We start from the raw sequence: 20,084 nt of genomic DNA on the forward strand, positions 1-20,084 counted from the left end.
AGGCCATATTATGACTCACTTCTTTTTCTGGCAAACAGATTGGCAAATTTTTGCAGTTCCTGCTTGTTGGCGAGGTTAAATTTATTCATTACATTTCTTTTGTGTGAAAATACTGTTTTATAGTTCATGCTTAATTTTTTGGCAATATCGGAAGTATTTAATCCGATACTGGTGGCATAGAGAATTTTTAGTTGTATCGCGGTGACTGATTTACACTGGCAGTCAAGACACCTTCTGAGGCTACATGATGCTGATTCATCTGTGGTTTTTATACTGTTAACATCCAGTGCTTTTGCAATGGTCTTTTTGATATTGATAAGCAAATCTTTTTCGTAAATAAAAACAGAACCTTTAATACAGTTGGGGAGCGGATTTTTTATAATGGGTCCCTTTTGTGGATGAATGATGAAAATTCTCGCGGCATCGCCTCTGTTATTTAGCGTGTCATGACATAAGGAAAACTCGCCCGCGACCATTTCTGTAATGATGATATCGGCGGCGCTGATATTTTTTATATTGTAGGTGAAATCATAAGTGATGTTTTCATTCTCGGCCATGATATCTTCAATTAATTTTATCATAGCAAGTCTGAAATAAATGTTTTTTATATTAAGTAAAATTTTAGTCATTAGTATTCACAGTCAATAGTCAGGGCAGGATATGATAATGTTGTGTTTTTTATAACTTTTCTTTTGTTAATGCATTGCAGCTAAGATATTTCACTAAGATTATCTTTGCAAGAGGTGTGGCAAAAATGAGATACAGGCTTGCTTTGATAAGAAAAATCCTATTAAACAATGAATTAATACGTTGTAATAGTTTGTTTTGGTTTATTTTAAACAAAATGTCTGCCGCTAGTCAGAGAGCAGTGTTGAGGAAAATAATATTTCTGGGGTTGATAAAAAATGGGGAGTGAGCGTTATCTTGATTTTATGATTTGTTTTATGAATCGACGGTCAGGCTTAGTCAATACCGGTAAAGATAATGTGCAAGGGCATTGCTGTGGGTAACAATTGTGTCGGAGTGTGAAATAGCATGGGTGATAAATATGCCTGAACTCACTCTGGTCGATGCGACAGGGGAGAATTGATTGCGCCTGTGCCTGGAATACACCGGGATTCTCTTATGACATCGCGAATGGTGTCGCGAGTACCATGCTCTTTCTCATGACGAAAGGAGATAGAAATGGGCACGTTAATGACATCATATAAGACCGGCGATACGGCGTTGACCACTCTGCGGTAAGGTCAGACCGACCTGACTGGATTTGGCCGGCTCTGTCTTGCTAATGTCTCGGGAAGGGGGCGGAGGGATGACACCGGCGGGTGAACTCAGGTGGCCAGCAGCAGACCACCGTGAGGACAAACAGCATTTTAATTTCGCGGCACGGCCTGTCAGCACCAATCATACCGTCGGTGTTGATAAGGTCGCTAAATAACTATCTTGCTTAACCCACGAGAAATTAAAATCTTATTAATGCAATATTATTAATTGGATTTGCTTATGCGTAATTTTGCTAAAACTCATGACCTGTGCGTTTAAAGCGACGTCAATCTTTGACGCGATATCGCGTTAAACTAGCCATGTCAGACTCTCGATCATTAAGTTAAATTCACTTTAGAAAGTTCACAGATGCGTGCCTCTCCTGTTGTGGCTTTGTTATTAACGCCTTTTTTTGAACGTAAACTGCTGCTTTTTTCTGTCTTTGATATAGGAAACGAGAGAAAAAACAGCAACCAGAAGCAGTACTATAGCTAATACTAAAAAGAATAAGTTTGCCATGTGGTTTAGTCCCCGAGAAGTTCATGGATATTCTTGCTTTTATGAAAGCGAATCTACTCCAGGATTAAGAAAAATCCTAACTAAATATTTTAATGGAATGTGAAAAAAGTTTTTTTAATTCTGTTTGCTCTGTTGGTGCGAGATTTTATGCCAATTGCGCCCCGATGGCGTAGCATTATATGGTCATTGATAATGGATTTTTCGCTCAAAAACATCGGATACACCGTGGTTGGTCTGTGAGGCAGATAAGCAGAAAAAGAGGCCGCTAGCAGGTGATATCTGATTAATAACTCACTGGAAATGGCAATCGTGCGGCGTGGCGGAAGCTTTAGTCAAAAATGCGGCTGCAGGCCTCGTGGGAGACCTGCTGAAGTGGACTGTTTAGCACAATACGCGCGTGGATCGCGCGCGACAGCCCTCCGCGAGCGGGTAATGGCGGGCTGTTGATTGGTAAACGCTCACCGGGGGGCTGTGCCCGAATGAGAAATAAAGACGTATGACGTATGCGGATTCCGACCGGCGTCAATCCACGTTATTGAAGTAGTCCCGCGCAACGGCTTCGACGCGCTTAGAATCAATACCGGTTTTTTCGGTAATCAACTCAATGAACTGCTTGAACTTATCGCTCATGACATTGCCGCCGTCCCAATGGGCGACGTAGAAGCGGCACTGATAGCGATAAAAGTGGAGGGTGGTATCTCCTAACGTGTAATACATAAGAATCTCCAGTTCAGTATCTCGGGTACATCGCCGGTATGATGGGGATAGCGATGGCCCATAACGGTCGGTTGCACAAAGACTATCCTCCTCCCAATCGGCGGAAATTTCCAGAGATGCGACTTACTCTTTGCCAATTTTCTGGTCACTTCGTCTGCCGGTGCTCTTGTTTGTGGTGGGCAGGCAGAGGCCATCTGACGAGTGATATATCTTCGCGCGCTGGCCGGTGACCGTCGCTTTGCTTTATCGTCCGGTTTTTCTCACGGTTGCCCTGTAAACCAGAGCTTTCCCTTAAGCAGAAAGAGTCGTTATTAAATCAGAGGGATACGCGGCCAGTACTCCGTTATCACGCCAGCAGCCCTTGATTTCTCTCATCGATTGATAATACTGTATATGTATACAGTATTTTTAATGGTGGTTATCATGCCGTTTTTCACACCTGCCGACCTACGCCAGATAGTGGCGTTGCCTTTGTTCAGCGATCTTGTGCCATGCGGCTTTCCGAGCCCGGCACAGGATTATGTCGAGCGGCGCATTGACCTGAATGAACTGATGATTCAGCACCCTAGCGCGACCTATTTTGTGAAATCCACCGGCGATTCAATGATCGACGCCGGAATTGGCGAAGGGGATTTGCTGGTGGTGGATAGCTCCCGTAAGGCTGAGCATGGCCATATCGTTATTGCCGCGGTCGATGGCGAATTTACCGTTAAGCGCCTGCAGCTGCATCCCGTGGCGATGCTTAAGCCTGAAAACAGCGCCTATTCCCCGATCGTGATTGGCCGCGAAGATCGGCTGGACATTTTCGGGGTGGTGACCTACATCGTGAAGTCGGTGAGCTGATCATGTTTGCGCTGTGCGATGTGAATTCGTTTTATGCCTCTTGTGAAACCGTTTTTCGCCCGGACCTGAAGGGGCGGCCCGTGGTGGTGTTATCCAATAACGACGGATGCGTTATTGCGCGTTCTGCCGAAGCGCAATCGCTGGTGAAAACCGGCGAACCGTACTTCAAACTGAAGGATCTTTTCAGGCGTCACCGGGTGGTTTGCTTCAGTAGCAACTATGAACTCTACGCGGACATGTCCAATCGGGTGATGACCACGATCGAGGAGATGTCTCCCCGCTGCGAAATATACTCTATTGATGAGATTTTTTGTGACCTTACCGGCGTGCGCCACTGTCGCGATCTGACAGAGTTTGGCCGCGAAATCAGAGCCACGGTTCTGCAACGCACGCATCTGACGGTTGGGGTGGGTATCGCCCAGACCAAAACCCTGGCCAAACTGGCGAACCATGCGGCAAAAAAATGGCAACGGCAGACCGGAGGGGTGGTCGATCTGTCAAATATTGAGCGTCAGAGGAGGCTCATGGCGGCATTATGTGTCGGTGACGTCTGGGGCGTAGGCCGGCGGATTGCGAAAAAACTGGAAGGGCTGGGCATCAAGACCGTCCTGCAGCTGGCAGACACCGATATTCGCTTTATCAGAAAGCATTTCAACGTTGTGCTGGAGAGAACCGTGCGCGAACTACGCGGCGAGCCATGTCTTGAACTGGAAGAGTTCGCCCCGATCAAACAGGAGATTATCTGCTCCCGTTCCTTCAGCCACTACATCATGGAATATGAGGAGATGCGGCAGGCGATTTGCAGCTATGCCGCTCGGGCTGCGGAGAAACTGCGTAGCGAGCATCAATATTGCCGCTTTATCTCCGCGTTTGTTAAAACCTCGCCATTTGCGCGCAACGAGCCGTATTACAGCAACAGCGCATCCTTTAAACTGCTGACGCCGACCCAGGACAGCCGGGATATTATCGGTGCGGCGATACGCTGTCTGGATGCCATCTGGAAAGATGGCCTGCGCTATCAGAAAGGGGGGGTTATGCTGGGTGACTTTTATAGCCAGGGGGTGGCGCAGCTTAACCTGTTCGATGAAAATGCGCCGCGACACAACAGCCAGAAGCTGATGGCGGTGTTGGATCGTCTTAATGCGAAAGAGGGGCGCGAAACGCTTTATTTCGCCGGGCAGGGTATTCAGCCGCAGTGGCGGATGAAACGGGAAATGCTTTCGCCGAGATACACCACGCGATATGCCGATCTGCTCACGGTTAAGTGATAATCCTCAGGGCAGTACCTGTCGCTTGTGCCAAAAGTGAACGCTGAGAAGTCGAATTTTTGCAAGATGATGACCATTCCGGGTTACCGATAAGGTTGCCCCGGAAATGGAGCTAAAGCGGTGAAATGGCTTCTACAACATGCTGAAAGACGTAGGGGTCGGAAAGTAGCTCAAATTCTTCATCATCTGGATAAGTAACCGCGACTTGATAGTTTTCTCCAGCAAAGGCTTTCACCGACGGTAAATCCTGCCAGTAAGTTGCCAGAAAGAAGTGCTCCCGATCGCCCTGGGTTTCCCTGCGCACAAATGCACCTCTGTTCCCCTCGATACTCCTTGAGTGCTCCACGCCCGTCCTCTGAAGATGATTCGCAAAACCTTCTGCGTGTTTAAGCGGAACACAACCGTGCCAGGTCCTTACAATCATAAGCTTTCCCTCATTTAACCACAGAATATCACCATACCACCTAAAGAGAGCTGGATGGGCAATTTGCGGCGCATGTTCGCGCAATCCGTACAATATTTATCCGGATTAAGCCGTGCGTCTCTCCTGCCGGTCCGCGCCTCGATCCAGGAAAACGGCATGTTCTCTGGCGCTGCCTGTCTCGGGCCAGGAGAGAACTCAAAATACTGCGCTGACCCGTTCACGAAGGCGTTTCTGGCGCATGATTAAGGCAGCCCAGACCAATTAAGGTCTGGTGTACGGCCTCAATAAGTGGGGTATGCGGTTCGTGGCCCAGAAAATCGATCAGTTTTGTATTGTCCAGCCGTATTGGCTGTTGCCACAAATATCGCATCTCCAGCATTTCATGCAGCGTGGTATTGAAAGGGGACATCGCAAAGATGAGCCACCAGGGAAACGAGGTTACCTTCGCTTTAACCCCGGCAAGTTGCGCGACATGCTGTATGGCTGCGGCCATCGCCGTGCCATCGGGATCCCAGTGTCCACGCATATGAAAACAGGCAAACGGTTCGAGTTGATCCCGACGCGCTAACAGCGCTGCCAGGGTCCTGGCAACGTCCGGCAGCCAGGCCCACTGATGGCCTGTCCCGGCTTTGCCCGGGTTTTTAATTATCTGCGGGCGTTGTCCCGGTTTGATCCATCCCTGTGAAAACCAGTTATTGCCTGCGTCAGGGCCAAAGAAGTCACCTGCCCGCAAAATCAGCACCTTCCCGCCACGCTGCGCGTAGGCTAACAGCGCCTTCTCCATTTGCACCCGTATAGCCCCTTTTCGGGTGACGGGATTTTGGGGCGCGTCTTCCCGCAAGAGAGGAAAGGCGTCCGGACCGTAGTTGTAAACGGTGCCCGGGAGAACGATTAATGCACCATTTCGCTCCGCTGCATGGATGGTGTTATGTAACATTGGCAAAACCAGTTGTTCCCAGTTTCGATAACCCGGCGGATTAACGGCGTGGACAATCACACTACACGCTGACGCGGCAGACGCGACCTGCTCTGCATTCAGCGCATCACCGCTTATCCACGTTATACTTCCGTGCTCTTCATTCTGCGGGGCGTGGCGGCGCAATGCATGAACATCCCATTGATCGCGGACGAGCTGACGGGCGATTTCTCCACCGATCCCGCCTGTGGCGCCGAGTATGAGTACCTTGTTTTTGCTTTTCATCGTCTTACCTCTGCCGGATGCCTGCTTGACAGCGTAGTGCTTGCGCGAGCTAAATGTAATTGCATGACATCAGAGAGCAGGTATGCATTTTTGTATGAAGCTAAACATTCCATGGGAATGGTATCGAACCTTCCTGGCGGTGATGAAAGAAGGCTCCCTGTCGGGGGCCGCCCGTATGCTTGCCATTACCCAGCCCACCGCGGGACGCCACGTGGCGGCGCTGGAATCAGCACTGGGTCTGGTATTGTTTACACGCTCTCAGACGGGCCTGCAGCCCACGGATGCAGCCGTCGCGCTGCAAGGCCATGCGCAAGCAATGGAAAACACGGCCAGTATGATTGAGCGATCGGCCGCCAGCTTCAGCACCCGCACCGCCGGATTGCGTGGCGTGGTGCGTGTTTCGGCGAGCGAAATTATCGGCACAGAAGTTCTGCCTCCCCTCATTGCGCAAATTAAAGAGGCTTACCCGCAGGTTACAATTGAACTGGTTTTATCTAACCGGATTCAGGATTTATTGAACCGGGAAGCGGATATTGCAGTACGCATGACCACGCCGGTGCAGGAGCAACTGATTGCACGGCGGATGGGCAGTATCGAAATTGGTCTGCATGCCGCACCTTCCTATCTGGCACGGCATGCCGCACCGGAAAGTATGGAGGCGTTGTTCACGCATACGCTGGTGGGTTTTGATAAAACAACGCCATTTATTTTACAGGCCCTGAAACACTATCCTCAGCTGCATCGTGAACTATTTACCGTGCGCACTGACAGCGATGTGGCGCAGTTGAACCTGATTCGCGCAGGTGCTGGCATCGGTATATGTCAGGTTCAACTGGCCGATTTTCCTGTGCAGTTACAGAGATTGCTGCCTGATTTCTTTGCCTTTCATCTCGATACCTGGCTGGTAATGCATGAGGATCTTCGCCACAGCAAGGCCTGTAAAACGGTATTCGATATTCTTGCTGAGGGGTTACGGGCTTATATCGCAAAGGCGAAAGCGTGATATCCCCCATACCTCCCGGGCCACAGAAACGCACTCTTTTATTTTCGCAGAGTTACCGACAGAACCGCATTCTGCAATCAGCAGCACAAGGCCGGGGAGGAGGGGGCTCACATGCCGGGGGGCCCACTCAGATTCTGCATTTCAATATCCGCAGCCTGAAGGCGACTGCTGAAAAGGGGGATTATCTGGCGACGTTGGCAGCCCCGGGGCGTTATGTGCGGATCGGTAGCGATCGGCTTCTGGTCTGTTTTCTGCTGATGTGCAATGGCTGAAGACGCAGACGCTGGAATAAATTTCTATTCGCGTGATATGAAGAAAATTGGAATGGTTCACGTCGTGCTATTATTTTGTCCTGTTGGCGTGTCGATACCTTAATGGTGGCAGCTTATAATTTTTAGAAAAAATTCGCGTAAAGGTCTGCTGTGAGTCAAATCCATATTTACAGGCGATGCTGATCACGGGCTCATTAGTCTCGATAAGATCTTTTGCCGCCAGTCTAAGTTTCTTATCTCTGATATATTTCCCCAGACTCACTTCTTTTACCTGTACAAAAATCCGCTGAAGATGCCATTTGGAATATCCTGCCCGGGCAGCAACATCCTCAATCCTCAGCGGTTTGTGTAAGTTTGAATCAATCCATTGGGTTATCTCATCGATGATGTCTTCTGTTCTGAACATAAATCGATGCTCATAATAAAAGGTTTATGACACATCCTTTACAGAATGCTAATGATTCATTTATAGATTTCGGCAACTCCGTGTAGCCTGTTATTTCCCGTCGCGGACAGGATTTTGAATGATGTTGCACCTTGCTCGTCAGCCTTACGAGAAAGCGCACTCGATAACTCATCAAGCGTATAAGCATTGCTGGCCGAGACTACACCTATCTTTTCTTTCCCATCTGCATGACTAATTTCCTGAGCTGCAGAGGCGGCATTCACTGAAATAAATACCATGAACAATGTCGTAATCAGTCGTGCTTTCATATTTAACACCTCTTTTAAACGATATGGTTAAAACGGGACTTCTGTCAGAAGGAACGTCCTCCGTCTTGATATTTAAATATACAGATCTAAGCTGTCATCAGGCTGACCGCTATATGACAAAATTGTCAGGGTTTTAGCTTAGTTAAGCTTGTGTGCATACTGGTTCAGCTCGTTAATAATGCACTCAGGTTCTTCACTGAGGGGCATATTGTCCATATCTAAAATCCCATCATTTTTTTGGCGATTATCCGTTTGCAGCTCGGCAAACAGAGGGGTGAGATCCTGCTGTGCTTCCCCTCGTTCAGCCACCAGTTCGAACGTTTTATTTTTTGCCGCATCGTTACTCAGGGCGCTGACCAGAACCCGGGCGATTTGCTCTCGGGATATCACGCCATCTTCCGGCGTTCCCGCATGGCGTCGATCGCCCTGCAGCATAACGATTTTGTGCTCATCATCATTGTTGTAGTCAAACCAGCCGGGCCTGACGATGGTGTAGGGATGGCCACTCGCCCTGACCAGACGTTCGGCGCGTCTTTTCCAGTCATGAACCTCAGTCCGTTGATTCCAGGTGCTGAGTCGTTCAGTCACGCCAATCGTGGTCATTAAGCTGATGCGAACAGGGGTATCCCTGAACATTCGCAAAAGGTTACGTACACCGCCGTAATCTATCGCTCTGGCCCCAATACGCCCCTGGCCATCGGAACCGAGAGTGAAGATGACGGCATCAATATCTTTCGGCAAATCGCTGAGGGTTTCGGGCATGGAAACGTCGCCATAGAAAATATCCGTGCCACGAGGAAGCCGTTTTACTTTGCGTCGATTTCTGACCAGAGCCACGGGGTGATGGCCCATATCAATAGCGGTATTTACGACATGCAGACCTATACTTCCTGTCGCTCCGGCAACGAGTATTTTCATGATAAACCTTCTGATAATTCAGATTTATTTTCGATACGGCCAGAATATCAATTATCATTATTGTCAGTAATGGGGCTAAAATAATTGCGTCTATGAACACCCTTCATGAGTGCGCTGCGAAGGGAATGCATCCATAAGGAAATCGCCAATGCTCAAAGAAAACTTCAATGAACTGCAAATCTTTCTTGTCGTCGCAAGAGAGCGGAGTTTTACCAAAGCAGCGGGTAAACTGGGTGTTTCTCAGTCGGCACTCAGCCATGCGATGAAAGCGCTGGAGGAAAGGCTAAATATCCGTCTTCTGACCCGTACGACCCGAAGCGTTGCCCCTACAGAAGCCGGTGAGAGAATTATTGCCTGCCTTGAACCCCGTATTGCCGATCTTGAGCAGGAGCTGGAATCGCTTGTGCAACTTAATGGCACCGCCTCCGGTAATATCCGTTTATCCGCCGGGGAGCATGCCGCGCGAAGTCTGGTATGGCCGAAGTTAAAACCCTTCCTCAGGGAATATCCGGAAATTAATCTCGAACTGGTGGTTGATAACGGCTTTGTCGATATTGTTGAAGGGCGTTTTGATGCCGGGATCCGTCTGGGCGAAAGCGTGGATAAAGACATGATCGCCGTGAGGATTGGGCCGGATATGCGCATGGCTGTGGTGGGCGCGCCGTCATATTTTGCCGCTAATCCCGTGCCTGACACGCCTCACGAGCTACAAAATCATCGCTGTATCAATATGCGCCTGCCGACGGCCGGTGGACTTTATCATTGGGAGTTTGAGAAGGAAGGGAAACCGTTGCGGGTCAGAGTGGAAGGGCAGGTAACCTTTAATCTGCAGGCGGAAAGGATTGATGCGGCTTTATCCGGTTTTGGCATCGCCTGTATACCTGAAGACAGGGTGCAGGATTATATAAAGTCAGGAGAGCTTATTCAGGTTCTGCAGGACTGGTGTCCGTCTTTCCCCGGATATTATCTTTACTACCCCAGTCGTAAGCAGCATCCGCCCGCTTTTGCGCTGATGATCGATGCCCTTCGCTACCAGGAATAACGGGTCCGTAGACCCGTCCGGGTATTAACGGCCCACGCGAGCCTGATGCTCAGGGGAGTAACGTTCGCCGACGATTTTAATCGTTTCCAGCGCCTGGGTTATCTGCCGTGAGTCATCCTGCGAAAGAACGATGTTGGCAGCGCCGAGGTTTTCCTCCAGCCGGTGCAGTTTAGTGGTGCCCGGGATGGGGACAATCCACGGCTTTTGTGCCAGCAACCATGCCAGTGCAATTTGCGCAGACGTTACGCCTTTCCCGGCTGCCAGTTCACCCAACAACGAAACCAGCTTTTCATTGGCTGCCATCGCTTGTTCGGCGAAACGCGGCACGGTACTGCGGTAATCATCCTTCCCGAAAGTGGTTCCTGGCTTAATCGATCCCGTCAGGAAGCCTTTGCCTAATGGACTGAAGGGCACGAAACCAATGCCCAACTCCTCCAGCAACGGCAGGATCTCCTGCTCAGGCTCGCGCCACCACATGGAATACTCACTTTGCAGGGCAGTGACAGGCTGTACAGCATGCGCACGACGAATGGTCTGCGCCCCCGCTTCGGAGAGACCGAAATGTTTGACTTTACCTTCAGCTATCAGGTCTTTCACCGTTCCCGCAACATCTTCAATGGGGACATCCGGGTCGACACGGTGTTGATACAGCAGATCAATGACATCAGTCTTAAGACGGCGTAATGATCCTTCAACAGCTTCACGGATATGCTCCGGGCGGCTGTTTAAAATCTGCTGCTTGTTGTCCGCACCGAAGGTAAAACCAAATTTGGTGGCGATGACCAGACGATCACGAAACGGTTTTAAGGCTTCACCGACAACCTCTTCATTAAGATATGGGCCATACACTTCGGCGGTATCAAAGAACGTGACGCCACGTTCAACCGCTGCGCGAATAAGCTCGATCGCCTGACGCGTATCTGTCGCCGGGCCGTAGCCGTGGCTTAAGCCCATGCAACCGAGTCCAAGGGCGGAGACTTCGAGTCCGGATTTACCCAGATAACGTTTTTGCATTGAATAAATACCTCTTTTTATTGCGGCTTAAACATCCAGCTTGCGACCGGTCAGCCATTCCACCATCGCCGGATCGCGGTGAGAGAAGAAGGCGCTGGTTGCGGTATCAAGGGCGGCAATTTGCAGCATATCTTCAGAACTGAGTTCAAAATCGAGAATGTTGATGTTCTCTTCCATGCGCTCTTTGCGTACTGATTTCGCCAGCGAAACGACGCCTCGCTGGAAGATCCACCGCAGCACAACCTGGCCTACGCTCTTGCCGTACTTCTGACCCATCGCCGTTAACACCGGATGCTGGAACAGACCATTTTTACCTTCTGCAAACGGTGCCCAGGCTTCCGGCTGGATACCACGGCTTTGATTCCATGGAACCGCATGCAGCTGCTGGTTGAAGGGGTTAACTTCAATCTGGTTTACCGCTGGGACAACGTTGTTGAAGGCGATAAGGTCGGCCAGTCTGTCAGGGTGGAAATTGCTGACGCCAATGGCGCGAATTTTGCCTGCCTGCTGCAGTTCTTCCATGGCACGCCAGGCCCCATGGACATCACCGTAAGGCTGGTGAATCAGGTACAGGTCAACGTAATCAAGTTGCAGTCGATTCAGCGAGCGTTCGAACTGTGCTTTAGCGCCTTCGTAATGGGTGTCCTGCAACCACAGTTTGGTTGTGACAAAGAGTTCGTTACGTGCAATACCGGTCTGTTTCAGTGCGTTCCCGACCTGGGTTTCATTCTGGTAAGACGCGGCGGTATCGATCAGACGGTATCCCGTATCAATGGCGTCAATAACGGCTCTTTCGCACTCAGCGGCATCAGACATCTGAAACACACCAAAGCCCAGCAGGGGCATTTCAATCCCGTTGTTCAGTTTTACAGTTTGCATGACGTTATCCTTCAGCTGTTGTGTAGGAAAAGCATAACGCAATGCGATTTATTCGATTAGATGGGGTAATTAGCTAGGGTTTATTAGATTTGTTCATTAATTTAGAGGGGGAGCAATCGGTTTTTTATCAAAAGTGGACGGCGCAATGTGTGTTCAGCTAACGCAAATTCAGCAAAGCACTTCCGCATAAGTTGTTGTGCAACTCCTTTACCAGGGGAGGGATTATGGCAAGTTCTTCTGCGGCAGAGGGACTTGCCCTACGGATTAACAGTGGTCATTACTCTCGGAAAAGCATTTTTTAACAGGGCTAACATGTGACGATAATATGCATGGCTGCCGCTGTATCGGGTAAATAGAGTGGGTACCGCCGCTTATTTTTGCCCGGGTTTACGATAAATGTCTGGTCGATTGATCTGCCAGACAAAATCTTGCCGGTTCAACGGGCTATACCCCAACTTCTGGTATAGCCAGGGCGCACTGTCGGTTACCAGCATTATCCGCCGCAGACGTGACATCACCGGATGGGCGTGACAGCATTCAATCAGCCAACGGCCAAGACCACTTTTCTGATAATCGTTCAGCACGTAGACGTCGCACAAATAACCAAAAGTGGCATAGTCGGTGACCAGACGGGCGAAGCCGATTTGTCTTGTTCCATCCAGAAGCGCAAAACAAAGGCTGTTCTGGATGGATAACCTGACCGTTTCGATATCAATACCAGGAGCCCAGGACGATTGTGAGAGGTAATCGTGAATGGCGTCCAGCTGAAAAAAAGCGGGATCGGTTGTGACAGTAAATTTATCTTTGGTAAAACTCAGATGCTGATTATTCACTGAACGTATCCTTCTGCACTTATTTGTGATGAGACAAGCCTTACTGGCGAGGGTTGGCTTCTGTACCGGGCAACACTCAGGATGCTTTTTCATGTACTGTCATGATGAAAACCAATGGGCTCTCTCCCCGGTTTTCATAGAAATGAGGAACGTCCGTTCTGGCCGTTGCCGAACAACCGGTCTTCACCAGATACAGGTGGTCCTGTACGCCAAGGGTGAGCGTACCCGTCTGGACATAAAACAACTCAAGCGTCCCTGCCGGGTGGCCGGGTGAAGCAAACTTTTCTCCCGCCTGCATTTCCCACATCCAGAGTTCTGTCATCTCAGGGCCACCAGATCCTGCCAGCAACCTTGCTCTGCCGCCTTTTTCACCTTCCCACAATTCTGGGATCTCATCTTCAGCAATGAGATGAACCGTCGGTTTTGCACTGACATCCACAAAGTCAGCCACCGAAACTCCCATCGCGGCAGCCAGCCGGCATAACAGGGCAATGCTGGGATTCGCCCGGCATCCCTCAATCTCAACCAGCGCCCCCTTACTGACGCCCGCCCGACGGGACAGTTCATCGAGTGATATTTTCTTTTGTTTACGATACAGCTTAATCCGCTGAGATACGGCTTCATTCACGGTGCTGACGATAGCATTTGCGTCGGTCATTAAATTGACTTTTTTGGTCATCGGTCATTATTATGGATTAAATTGGTCATTACAGGATTATCACGTGTTAACAGTCTCTCCGTCAATTGCCCCTGAAATTTATCGTATTGCTCCCGGCTTTCGGGCGCTCAGTATCTACGTAAAAGCGGCGCCGGTGCTGAACCCTGATATTGGAGAAACGGCGCTGCGGGAGGCATGTGAAGCGGTTCTGGCCGGTGAGCCTGAATGGGCGGAATCTCATCTGGCCGCATGGGCCGAGGTTTTCCAGAAGTTTGGTGCCAAACCCAAACGCACCCCTTGTTCAGCTGACGCGTTACGTAAGCGCGTATTACGTGACGGTACGATGCCAGCGCTCGATCCCATCGTTGATCTTTATAACGCCGTTAGTCTCCGCTACGCCATTCCGGTTGGTGGCGAAAACATTGCTGCCTATCAGGGGTCGCCACGTCTGGTTGTGGCAGAAGGCACTGAGCCTTTTGATACGGTAAAAGAGGGGGACACCGCCGTTGAATATCCTTCACAACATGAAGTTATCTGGCGCGATGATTCAGGCGTAACCTGCCGCCGCTGGAACTGGCGACAGGGGGTAAGAACCCGCTTAAGCGTGGAGGCTCAACACATGTGGTTTATTCTGGAAAATCTGCCGCAGATGCCGCTGGAGAAGCTTTACGACGCCGGGAAAATGCTGACTGACGGTCTTGAAAAAATGATGCCAGGTCTGTGGTTTGCTGTTGCTCTCATCGAAGAGCAACGCCAGTAATATCATTCAGGAGAAACACTATGTTTACCGGCTTGTCTGCGTTCCCGTTAACCCCAATCACCGCCAGCGGCGTGGACGAAAAGGGCTTCAGTCATATTCTTTCCCGCCTTACAGAAGCTCGGGTTGATTCTATGGGGATCCTGGGGTCAACCGGTAGCTATGCGTATCTGACCCGAGAGCAACGCCAGCGCGTAGCGACTCTGGCAAAACAGCATGCCGGGGATATCCCTGTCATGGTCTGTGTGGGGGCTGTCAGCACGGATGCCATCCTGCATCTGTCAGACGATGCGCAAGCGGCAGGCGCAGATGCCTTGCTGCTCCCGGCGGTTAGCTACCAGTCGCTCCGTGACGAAGAAGTCTTCGCACTCTTTGAGACCGTTACCCGGCATGTGTCTGTACCGGTATGCATCTATGATAATCCGGGCACCACGCATTTTACCTTTACGGATGAACTGCATGGCCTTCTCTCATCACTGGAGGGTGTGCGTTCGCTTAAGATCCCGGGCGTCCCTGATAGCCCGGCAGCAGCGGCTGAGCGGGTAGGGACGTTGCGTCAACATTTGCGCCCTGGCGTAACCATCGGTATCAGTGGAGATGCTTATGCCGGGCTGGGATTAAACGCCGGCTGCGAAGTCTGGTACTCCGTGAGCGGCGGTTTGTTCCCGGAGACGGCGAAACAAATCACTGAAGCCGCGGCGGCGAACGAGCATGAGCGCGTCACGGCCCTGATAACCCGCCTTGAGCCTTTGTGGGCGCTTTTCCGTAAACATAGAGGAAGTATCCGGGTTATTGCCGCCGCCGCAGGCGTGCTTGGGCTGACTGACACGGATTGTTTGCCTCGACCTCTTCAGCCACTGTCGGCGGGGGATATTGCGGATATTGCCGGGGTGATAAGAGCACTGGAACTGAAATAATCCCTCTATTGGACCGGCAGTCTGCCGGGCCTGTAGAAAACCGAACGTGCAAAACTTTTCATGACAACCCTCAGAAAGAGGTATTGCTATCATCTGACCACGTGGCGAATTTTACGCCAGAATGACAAAGGTCCGTTTCTTGCTCGAAGCGGACCTTTATCTCAGTTAGCTCGTCCGCTGTGTGCCAAAAGCAGACATTGCTAGCGCTACACTGCATTAATTATTGGGGAACATGTCAGTTCGTTATCTCAGGTTCATTTCATTGAATTCTGAACTTTGAAGTCGGGATTTTTTTCAAAAATCTCAGCAACAAAATCCATGAACACAATCGCCCGTTTTGGTAAAAGTCGACTAGCAACATAAACGGCCTGAATGGGAACGGGCGATGCAGTGTAATCAGTCAGTAATAATTGTAAGTTGCCATTTTCCAGTCCCTCCTTGAACAGCCATTCCGGGCCCTGTGCGATCCCAATCCCTGCATTGACAAATTTCTGTACTGCTTGCGGTGAATTGACCCTGAGCCGACCAGAAACAGGAACATTGATATCCTGAAATCTCCAGGTAGCTCCTGTTGTTAGCAAGGTATAGATCAAACAATCATGTTTTTTTAAATCTTCGGGGGTATGAGGAGTTCCATGTTTTGCTAAGTACTTGTTACTGGCAACACAGACTCGCTCAAACATGCCAAGTCTGCGGACACGCATAGCACTGTCCTCCAGGTGTCCAATGCGGATTGCCAGCTCAGCTCCTTCATCAACAAGATTGATATAGCGGTCATTAATCTGTAGATCGAGTGTTAGCTCAGGGTAGCGTTCTAAAAAATCTGAGATGTGCGGGACTAAGAATGTATGAGCCAGTGCTGTGGGGCAGGCAACACGTAATAGCCCTGTGGGTGTAACATTTCCTCTGAAAGAAGACTCTGACTCTTCGACGGCTTCCAGAATACGCCTTGCTTCCAGATAATAACGTTCTCCTTCAGGAGTCAGGGAAAGCTTGCGGGTTGATCTGTGAAGTAATCTGGTCTGCAAATGCTCTTCGAGGGTTGCAACATGACGACTTACGTTCGGTTGCCCTAAGCCTAAATCCCTGCCGGCTGCGGAAAAGCTGCCTGTTTCAGCTGTACGGACAAAGCATGTCATCAAAAGTAATCTATCCATTCTATGGCCCACTTATGCATTTAATGCATGAAACATATTTAAAAATACAATCTTATCACTCTAAAAGCATGAGCATATAGTGGCTATCAAATCGGTCATTCGCCGATCGGTTGTTAAAGCCAACAGGAGATTTTCAGATGTCCAGATTACAAGGTAAACGCGCACTGATTACGGGTGGAACAAGTGGTATTGGTCTTGAAACAGCGAAGCTGTTTGTTGCAGAAGGTGCACGCGTAATTGTTACTGGTGTTAACCCTGATTCTATCGCAAAGGCTAAAGTAGAACTGGGTAATGATGTGTTAGTCGTGAGCGCTGATTCCGCTGATGTTAACGCACAGAAAGCTCTGGCTCAGACAGTTCAGGAACACTTTGGACAACTGGATATTGCTTTCCTGAATGCGGGTATATCACTGTATATGCCAATTGAGGTATGGACAGAAGAGCAGTTCGACCTCATTTATGCTATCAATGTTAAAGGTCCTTACTTCCTGATGCAGGCGCTGCTGCCAGTGTTCACGAGCTCTGCATCAGTGGTATTTAATACCTCTATTAATGCTCACACGGGACCAGTGAACTCATCAGTTTATGGCTCCACCAAAGCAGCATTACTGAACATGTCGAAAACGCTTTCCAACGAGTTACTTTCTCGTGGGATCCGTATCAACGCAGTGAGCCCTGGCCCTGTTAATACTCCGCTTTACGATAAGGCGGGGATCCCAGAGGAATATCATGATCAAGTGATGAAAAATATCGTTGCAACCATCCCTGCCGGCCGTTTTGGAAAGCCTCAGGAAGTCGCACAAGCGGTTCTTTATTTTGCATCTGATGCGTCTGCATGGACTGTGGGTTCAGAAATCATCATCGACGGCGGCGTTTCAATCTAAGCCACCAGAATGAAATTTCCAATTCATCAAGCCCGTCACCTTTTACAGCGGCGGGCTATCTTTTTATCTGGAGTCTGAGATGTCTACCTGTGACCTGACACTTATTAGCCACCCACTGTGTCCCTTTGTGCAGCGTTCAGCGATCGTTCTTCTCGAGAAAAATGTGCTATTTGAACGCGTCAATAGGCTTATCGGCAAAACCTGACTGGTTTCTTGCTCTGTTACCCACTGGCAAGGTGCCGCTACTTAAAGTGCGTCAGGAAAATGGTGACGGTGCTCTTATTTTCGAGAGCATGGTGATCTGCGAGTACCTTAATGAAACACAGGACGGTGATTCGATGTATGCTGACGATGCATTAGTAAGAGCCAGACAGCGCGCATGGATCGAGTTCTCTACATCAATGCCTGGAAATGCGTGGCAATTTTTAAATGCGACGGATCAGGCCATTGCAGACAGCAAACGCGCGGTGTTACGTGAGCAGCTTGAACGTATTGAATCTGAATTGAGCCTCGGACCTTATTTCTCTGGTGCAGAATTCAGTATGGTTGATGCGGTCCAGACTCCTGTTTTCCGTTACTTCTCCATCATCGATGCATCAGTCTCTGAGGCGATTTTTGAGGGGCTTCAGCGTGGAAAGCTGCACTTGCGAAAAGGGAAAGTGTACAAGCCGCTGTATCAATAGAAGAGCAATTGGTGTATCTTTTGCGCCCCCTCTGGATCGTCAGAGGTATGTTTATCGGTAACCGCGCAGTGCCGCTGGGAATACCTCGGTTAGCCAGTCAATAAACACTCGTAACCGGTGCGTCATGTACCTGTTCTGCGGATAGACGACATAAAAAGGATAACTCGCGGGACGCCATGCCTGTAGGATCTCAACAAGTGTGCCGTTGTTCAGTTCATCTTTCGCCGCATAGCAAAAGGTCTGGATAATTCCCATCCCGGCCACGGCTGCAGCCAAATGCGCATTACTTTCGTTAACCCCGATGTAATGCTGCGTCTCCATCTCCCGCATTTCACCTTCTACAATAAAGCGAAAAGGAAAGGCTCTGCCCGTCAGCGGAGACAAATAGCTCACCAGCTTATGTCCATTTCTTAATTCATCCGGATGCGCAGGTACGCCAGCGGCTTTCAGGTATCCCGACGTAGCGCAGGTCACCATCGCGGCATCACCAATATGACGGGCGATCAACGATGAGTCATCGAGAGAGCCACCACGGATTACACAGTCCACATTTCCGCTAATAAGATCCACCGGCCTGTCGGACACGCCTAAATCGATTTTGATTTCCGGATAGCGCTGCAAAAAATCCGGTAACGCCGGGATCAGGACTTCACGTGCGGTAGAACCGCCGACATCAATACGCAGATACCCTTTAGGTTTGATCTGCGAGGTGCTAAACGAAGTGTCTATCTCCTCAATATCAATGAGTACCCGCGAGGCTTTTTCATAATAGTCCTGACCCTCTGGCGTTGCGACGACGCGCCGGGTCGTACGATGTAAAAGACGCACGCCGAGGTGGGCCTCCAGTGATTTAACCAGCTTACTTAATGTGGCATTCGGCAGGTTCAGTGAATCCGCTGCCCGCGTAAAGTTGCCGGTTTCCACCACCCGAGTAAACGCACGCATAGCCATTAACTGATCCACATTCTGTTTCTCCATGAGGCATGTGATTATTCACCTGTAGAAAGAGTGTTTTCCATCTTTGCTAATTTATCAATAATTTCTCTGCGGCTAGAGTGTGTTCACAGGCTGAATGACGGCCAATTCGAAACAACGCCGAGGATATGAATAATGAGTAAACCACTTTCAGACAAAATTGCCCTGGTCACGGGCGGCAGCACAGGAATCGGTCTTGCCAGTGCTCAGGAACTGGCGGCGCAGGGGGCAAAAGTCTACATCACCGGACGTCGTCAGCAGGAACTTGATGCGGCCATCGCGTTGATCGGCACGTCGGCTAAGGGGATTCGGGCCGATGTCTCCCGTCTTGAGGACCTGGATAAGGTTTACGCACAGATAGCAGAAGAGTCGGGGCGTCTGGACATTTTGTTTGCTAACGCCGGTGGCGGAGATATGCTGGCACTGGGCGCCATAACCGAAGAACATTTTGACCGGATTTTCGGGACGAATGTTCGCGGAGTATTATTCACCGTCCAGAAAGCACTGCCACTGCTTGGTGCCGGTTCATCCATTATCCTCACCGCTTCCACCGTTTCGGTAAAAGGGACGGCTAACTTTAGCGTGTATAGCGCCAGCAAAGCCGCAGTGCGAAACTTTGCTCGCTCATGGGCGCTGGACTTGCAGGGGCGTGGTATTCGGGTGAATGTCGTGAGTCCGGGTCCGGTCAAAACGCCTGGATTAGGGGGGCTGGTTGCCGAGGAACAGCGTCAGGGCCTGTTTGATGCACTGGCGGCGCAGGTTCCGTTAGGCCGGATTGGTGAGCCAGCGGAAGTCGGCAAAGTCGTTGCGTTTCTGGCCTCTGATGCCGCCAGTTTTATCAATGCTATAGAACTGTTTGTTGACGGCGGTATGGCGCAGATTTAAAGCTGATATCACACCGTCAAATCCCCCGAGGCGGCGGGTTTTCAATGGACGGCTGGCGTCACGCAGTTTTAACGTCACAGTGTGACAGCGCACAATACGGCACCAGCCATTCTTGATGGGTTTTATTATTTCGCAAAGCATAGCGACCGTTCGCAAATCACTTCACCATCGCCAACAAAATTTGCGCATAACTTCGTTCTTATGACCACGTTCGGTCAGAACGGCTGCTCTGTGCCAGGAGTAGACGTTGGCGATTTA

General features: G+C 50.0%; 23 protein-coding genes. 9 read left to right on the top strand and 14 right to left on the bottom strand.

Annotated features, from left to right (window positions below; translation table 11 throughout):
* Nucleotides 1-8: 8 nt before the first annotated feature.
* From MC50_RS19530 to MC50_RS19535, 3 genes are all read right to left on the bottom strand, one after another.
* The gene (locus tag MC50_RS19530) at nucleotides 9-557 is read right to left on the bottom strand and encodes a helix-turn-helix transcriptional regulator (RefSeq protein WP_180888554.1); all 549 of its coding nucleotides are present in this window, start codon (nucleotides 555-557) and stop codon (nucleotides 9-11) included.
* Between the two features lie 1,105 nt (nucleotides 558-1,662).
* A complete protein-coding gene (locus MC50_RS28560) occupies nucleotides 1,663-1,782 on the bottom strand; it encodes a small membrane protein (protein ID WP_137056547.1) in 120 nt (39 codons plus the stop codon).
* A 522-nt stretch (nucleotides 1,783-2,304) separates the two neighbouring features.
* Nucleotides 2,305-2,499: a hypothetical protein gene (locus MC50_RS19535; protein ID WP_015584548.1), complete on the bottom strand. Its 195-nt coding sequence runs from the start codon at nucleotides 2,497-2,499 to the stop codon at nucleotides 2,305-2,307.
* 423 nt (nucleotides 2,500-2,922) lie between these two features.
* Here MC50_RS19535 and MC50_RS19540 point away from each other — a divergent pair, with 423 nt between their 5' ends.
* On the top strand, nucleotides 2,923-3,342 hold the full coding sequence (locus MC50_RS19540) for a translesion error-prone DNA polymerase V autoproteolytic subunit (RefSeq protein ID WP_032688060.1): 420 nt from the start codon (nucleotides 2,923-2,925) through the stop codon (nucleotides 3,340-3,342).
* 2 nt (nucleotides 3,343-3,344) lie between these two features.
* A complete protein-coding gene (locus MC50_RS19545) occupies nucleotides 3,345-4,610 on the top strand; it encodes a Y-family DNA polymerase (RefSeq protein WP_032688059.1) in 1,266 nt (421 codons plus the stop codon).
* Nucleotides 4,611-4,722: 112 nt separating this feature from the next.
* On the opposite strand, the gene MC50_RS19550 is transcribed toward MC50_RS19545, so the two are convergent.
* Entirely contained in the window at nucleotides 4,723-5,034 is a 312-nt protein-coding gene (locus MC50_RS19550) for a hypothetical protein (protein WP_047665530.1), read from the bottom strand.
* A gap of 217 nt (nucleotides 5,035-5,251) precedes the next feature.
* Nucleotides 5,252-6,235 carry an NAD-dependent epimerase/dehydratase family protein gene (locus MC50_RS19555; protein WP_032695897.1) on the bottom strand — a complete coding sequence of 328 codons (984 nt, stop codon included), beginning with the start codon at nucleotides 6,233-6,235 and terminating at the stop codon, nucleotides 5,252-5,254.
* A 94-nt stretch (nucleotides 6,236-6,329) separates the two neighbouring features.
* Here MC50_RS19555 and MC50_RS19560 point away from each other — a divergent pair, with 94 nt between their 5' ends.
* Nucleotides 6,330-7,238 (top strand): LysR family transcriptional regulator, encoded by a 909-nt coding sequence (locus tag MC50_RS19560; RefSeq protein ID WP_032688056.1) that lies wholly within the window; start codon nucleotides 6,330-6,332, stop codon nucleotides 7,236-7,238.
* Between the two features lie 342 nt (nucleotides 7,239-7,580).
* Here the strand turns inward: MC50_RS19560 and MC50_RS19565 are convergent, their stop codons facing one another.
* The 3 genes from MC50_RS19565 to MC50_RS19575 form a co-directional block, all read right to left on the bottom strand.
* Nucleotides 7,581-7,916, bottom strand: coding sequence for a helix-turn-helix domain-containing protein (locus tag MC50_RS19565; protein WP_032688054.1), 336 nt, complete (start codon nucleotides 7,914-7,916; stop codon nucleotides 7,581-7,583).
* A 56-nt stretch (nucleotides 7,917-7,972) separates the two neighbouring features.
* On the bottom strand, nucleotides 7,973-8,224 hold the full coding sequence (locus MC50_RS19570; protein WP_032688052.1) for a YdgH/BhsA/McbA family protein: 252 nt from the start codon (nucleotides 8,222-8,224) through the stop codon (nucleotides 7,973-7,975).
* 138 nt (nucleotides 8,225-8,362) lie between these two features.
* Nucleotides 8,363-9,142: an SDR family oxidoreductase gene (locus MC50_RS19575; RefSeq protein WP_032688050.1), complete on the bottom strand. Its 780-nt coding sequence runs from the start codon at nucleotides 9,140-9,142 to the stop codon at nucleotides 8,363-8,365.
* 148 nt (nucleotides 9,143-9,290) lie between these two features.
* Here MC50_RS19575 and MC50_RS19580 point away from each other — a divergent pair, with 148 nt between their 5' ends.
* Nucleotides 9,291-10,184 (top strand): LysR family transcriptional regulator, encoded by an 894-nt coding sequence (locus tag MC50_RS19580; RefSeq protein WP_032688049.1) that lies wholly within the window; start codon nucleotides 9,291-9,293, stop codon nucleotides 10,182-10,184.
* A 24-nt stretch (nucleotides 10,185-10,208) separates the two neighbouring features.
* Here MC50_RS19580 and MC50_RS19585 read toward each other — a convergent pair whose 3' ends face one another.
* From MC50_RS19585 to MC50_RS19600, 4 genes are all read right to left on the bottom strand, one after another.
* Nucleotides 10,209-11,198: an aldo/keto reductase gene (locus MC50_RS19585; RefSeq protein ID WP_047664767.1), complete on the bottom strand. Its 990-nt coding sequence runs from the start codon at nucleotides 11,196-11,198 to the stop codon at nucleotides 10,209-10,211.
* 27 nt (nucleotides 11,199-11,225) lie between these two features.
* Nucleotides 11,226-12,077, bottom strand: a complete 852-nt coding sequence (locus MC50_RS19590; protein WP_032695902.1) for an aldo/keto reductase — start codon at nucleotides 12,075-12,077, stop codon at nucleotides 11,226-11,228.
* A gap of 371 nt (nucleotides 12,078-12,448) precedes the next feature.
* On the bottom strand, nucleotides 12,449-12,910 hold the full coding sequence (locus MC50_RS19595; protein WP_047664769.1) for a GNAT family N-acetyltransferase: 462 nt from the start codon (nucleotides 12,908-12,910) through the stop codon (nucleotides 12,449-12,451).
* Between the two features lie 76 nt (nucleotides 12,911-12,986).
* Entirely contained in the window at nucleotides 12,987-13,589 is a 603-nt protein-coding gene (locus MC50_RS19600; protein ID WP_032688045.1) for a helix-turn-helix domain-containing protein, read from the bottom strand.
* A gap of 43 nt (nucleotides 13,590-13,632) precedes the next feature.
* Here MC50_RS19600 and MC50_RS19605 point away from each other — a divergent pair, with 43 nt between their 5' ends.
* Nucleotides 13,633-14,328 carry a B3/B4 domain-containing protein gene (locus MC50_RS19605; RefSeq protein WP_032688044.1) on the top strand — a complete coding sequence of 232 codons (696 nt, stop codon included), beginning with the start codon at nucleotides 13,633-13,635 and terminating at the stop codon, nucleotides 14,326-14,328.
* Nucleotides 14,329-14,348: 20 nt separating this feature from the next.
* On the top strand, nucleotides 14,349-15,242 hold the full coding sequence (locus tag MC50_RS19610; RefSeq protein ID WP_047664771.1) for a dihydrodipicolinate synthase family protein: 894 nt from the start codon (nucleotides 14,349-14,351) through the stop codon (nucleotides 15,240-15,242).
* A 254-nt stretch (nucleotides 15,243-15,496) separates the two neighbouring features.
* On the opposite strand, the gene MC50_RS19615 is transcribed toward MC50_RS19610, so the two are convergent.
* Nucleotides 15,497-16,399: a LysR family transcriptional regulator gene (locus MC50_RS19615; RefSeq protein ID WP_032700147.1), complete on the bottom strand. Its 903-nt coding sequence runs from the start codon at nucleotides 16,397-16,399 to the stop codon at nucleotides 15,497-15,499.
* 137 nt (nucleotides 16,400-16,536) lie between these two features.
* On the opposite strand from MC50_RS19615, the gene MC50_RS19620 reads away from it, so the two are divergent.
* Both MC50_RS19620 and MC50_RS19625 read left to right on the top strand, forming a co-directional pair.
* Nucleotides 16,537-17,283 (top strand): SDR family oxidoreductase, encoded by a 747-nt coding sequence (locus MC50_RS19620; RefSeq protein ID WP_032700146.1) that lies wholly within the window; start codon nucleotides 16,537-16,539, stop codon nucleotides 17,281-17,283.
* A 161-nt stretch (nucleotides 17,284-17,444) separates the two neighbouring features.
* Entirely contained in the window at nucleotides 17,445-17,966 is a 522-nt protein-coding gene (locus MC50_RS19625) for a glutathione S-transferase family protein (RefSeq protein ID WP_064385421.1), read from the top strand.
* A gap of 51 nt (nucleotides 17,967-18,017) precedes the next feature.
* On the opposite strand, the gene MC50_RS19630 is transcribed toward MC50_RS19625, so the two are convergent.
* Complete coding sequence (locus MC50_RS19630) at nucleotides 18,018-18,929, bottom strand: LysR family transcriptional regulator (RefSeq protein WP_046852817.1); 912 nt, start codon at nucleotides 18,927-18,929, stop codon at nucleotides 18,018-18,020.
* Nucleotides 18,930-19,076: 147 nt separating this feature from the next.
* On the opposite strand from MC50_RS19630, the gene MC50_RS19635 reads away from it, so the two are divergent.
* Entirely contained in the window at nucleotides 19,077-19,826 is a 750-nt protein-coding gene (locus MC50_RS19635; RefSeq protein WP_032700145.1) for an SDR family NAD(P)-dependent oxidoreductase, read from the top strand.
* Nucleotides 19,827-20,084: the final 258 nt, after the last annotated feature.

Origin of the sequence: Klebsiella planticola, assembly GCF_000783935.2 — a bacterium.
GTDB classification, from domain to species: domain Bacteria; phylum Pseudomonadota; class Gammaproteobacteria; order Enterobacterales; family Enterobacteriaceae; genus Klebsiella; species Klebsiella planticola.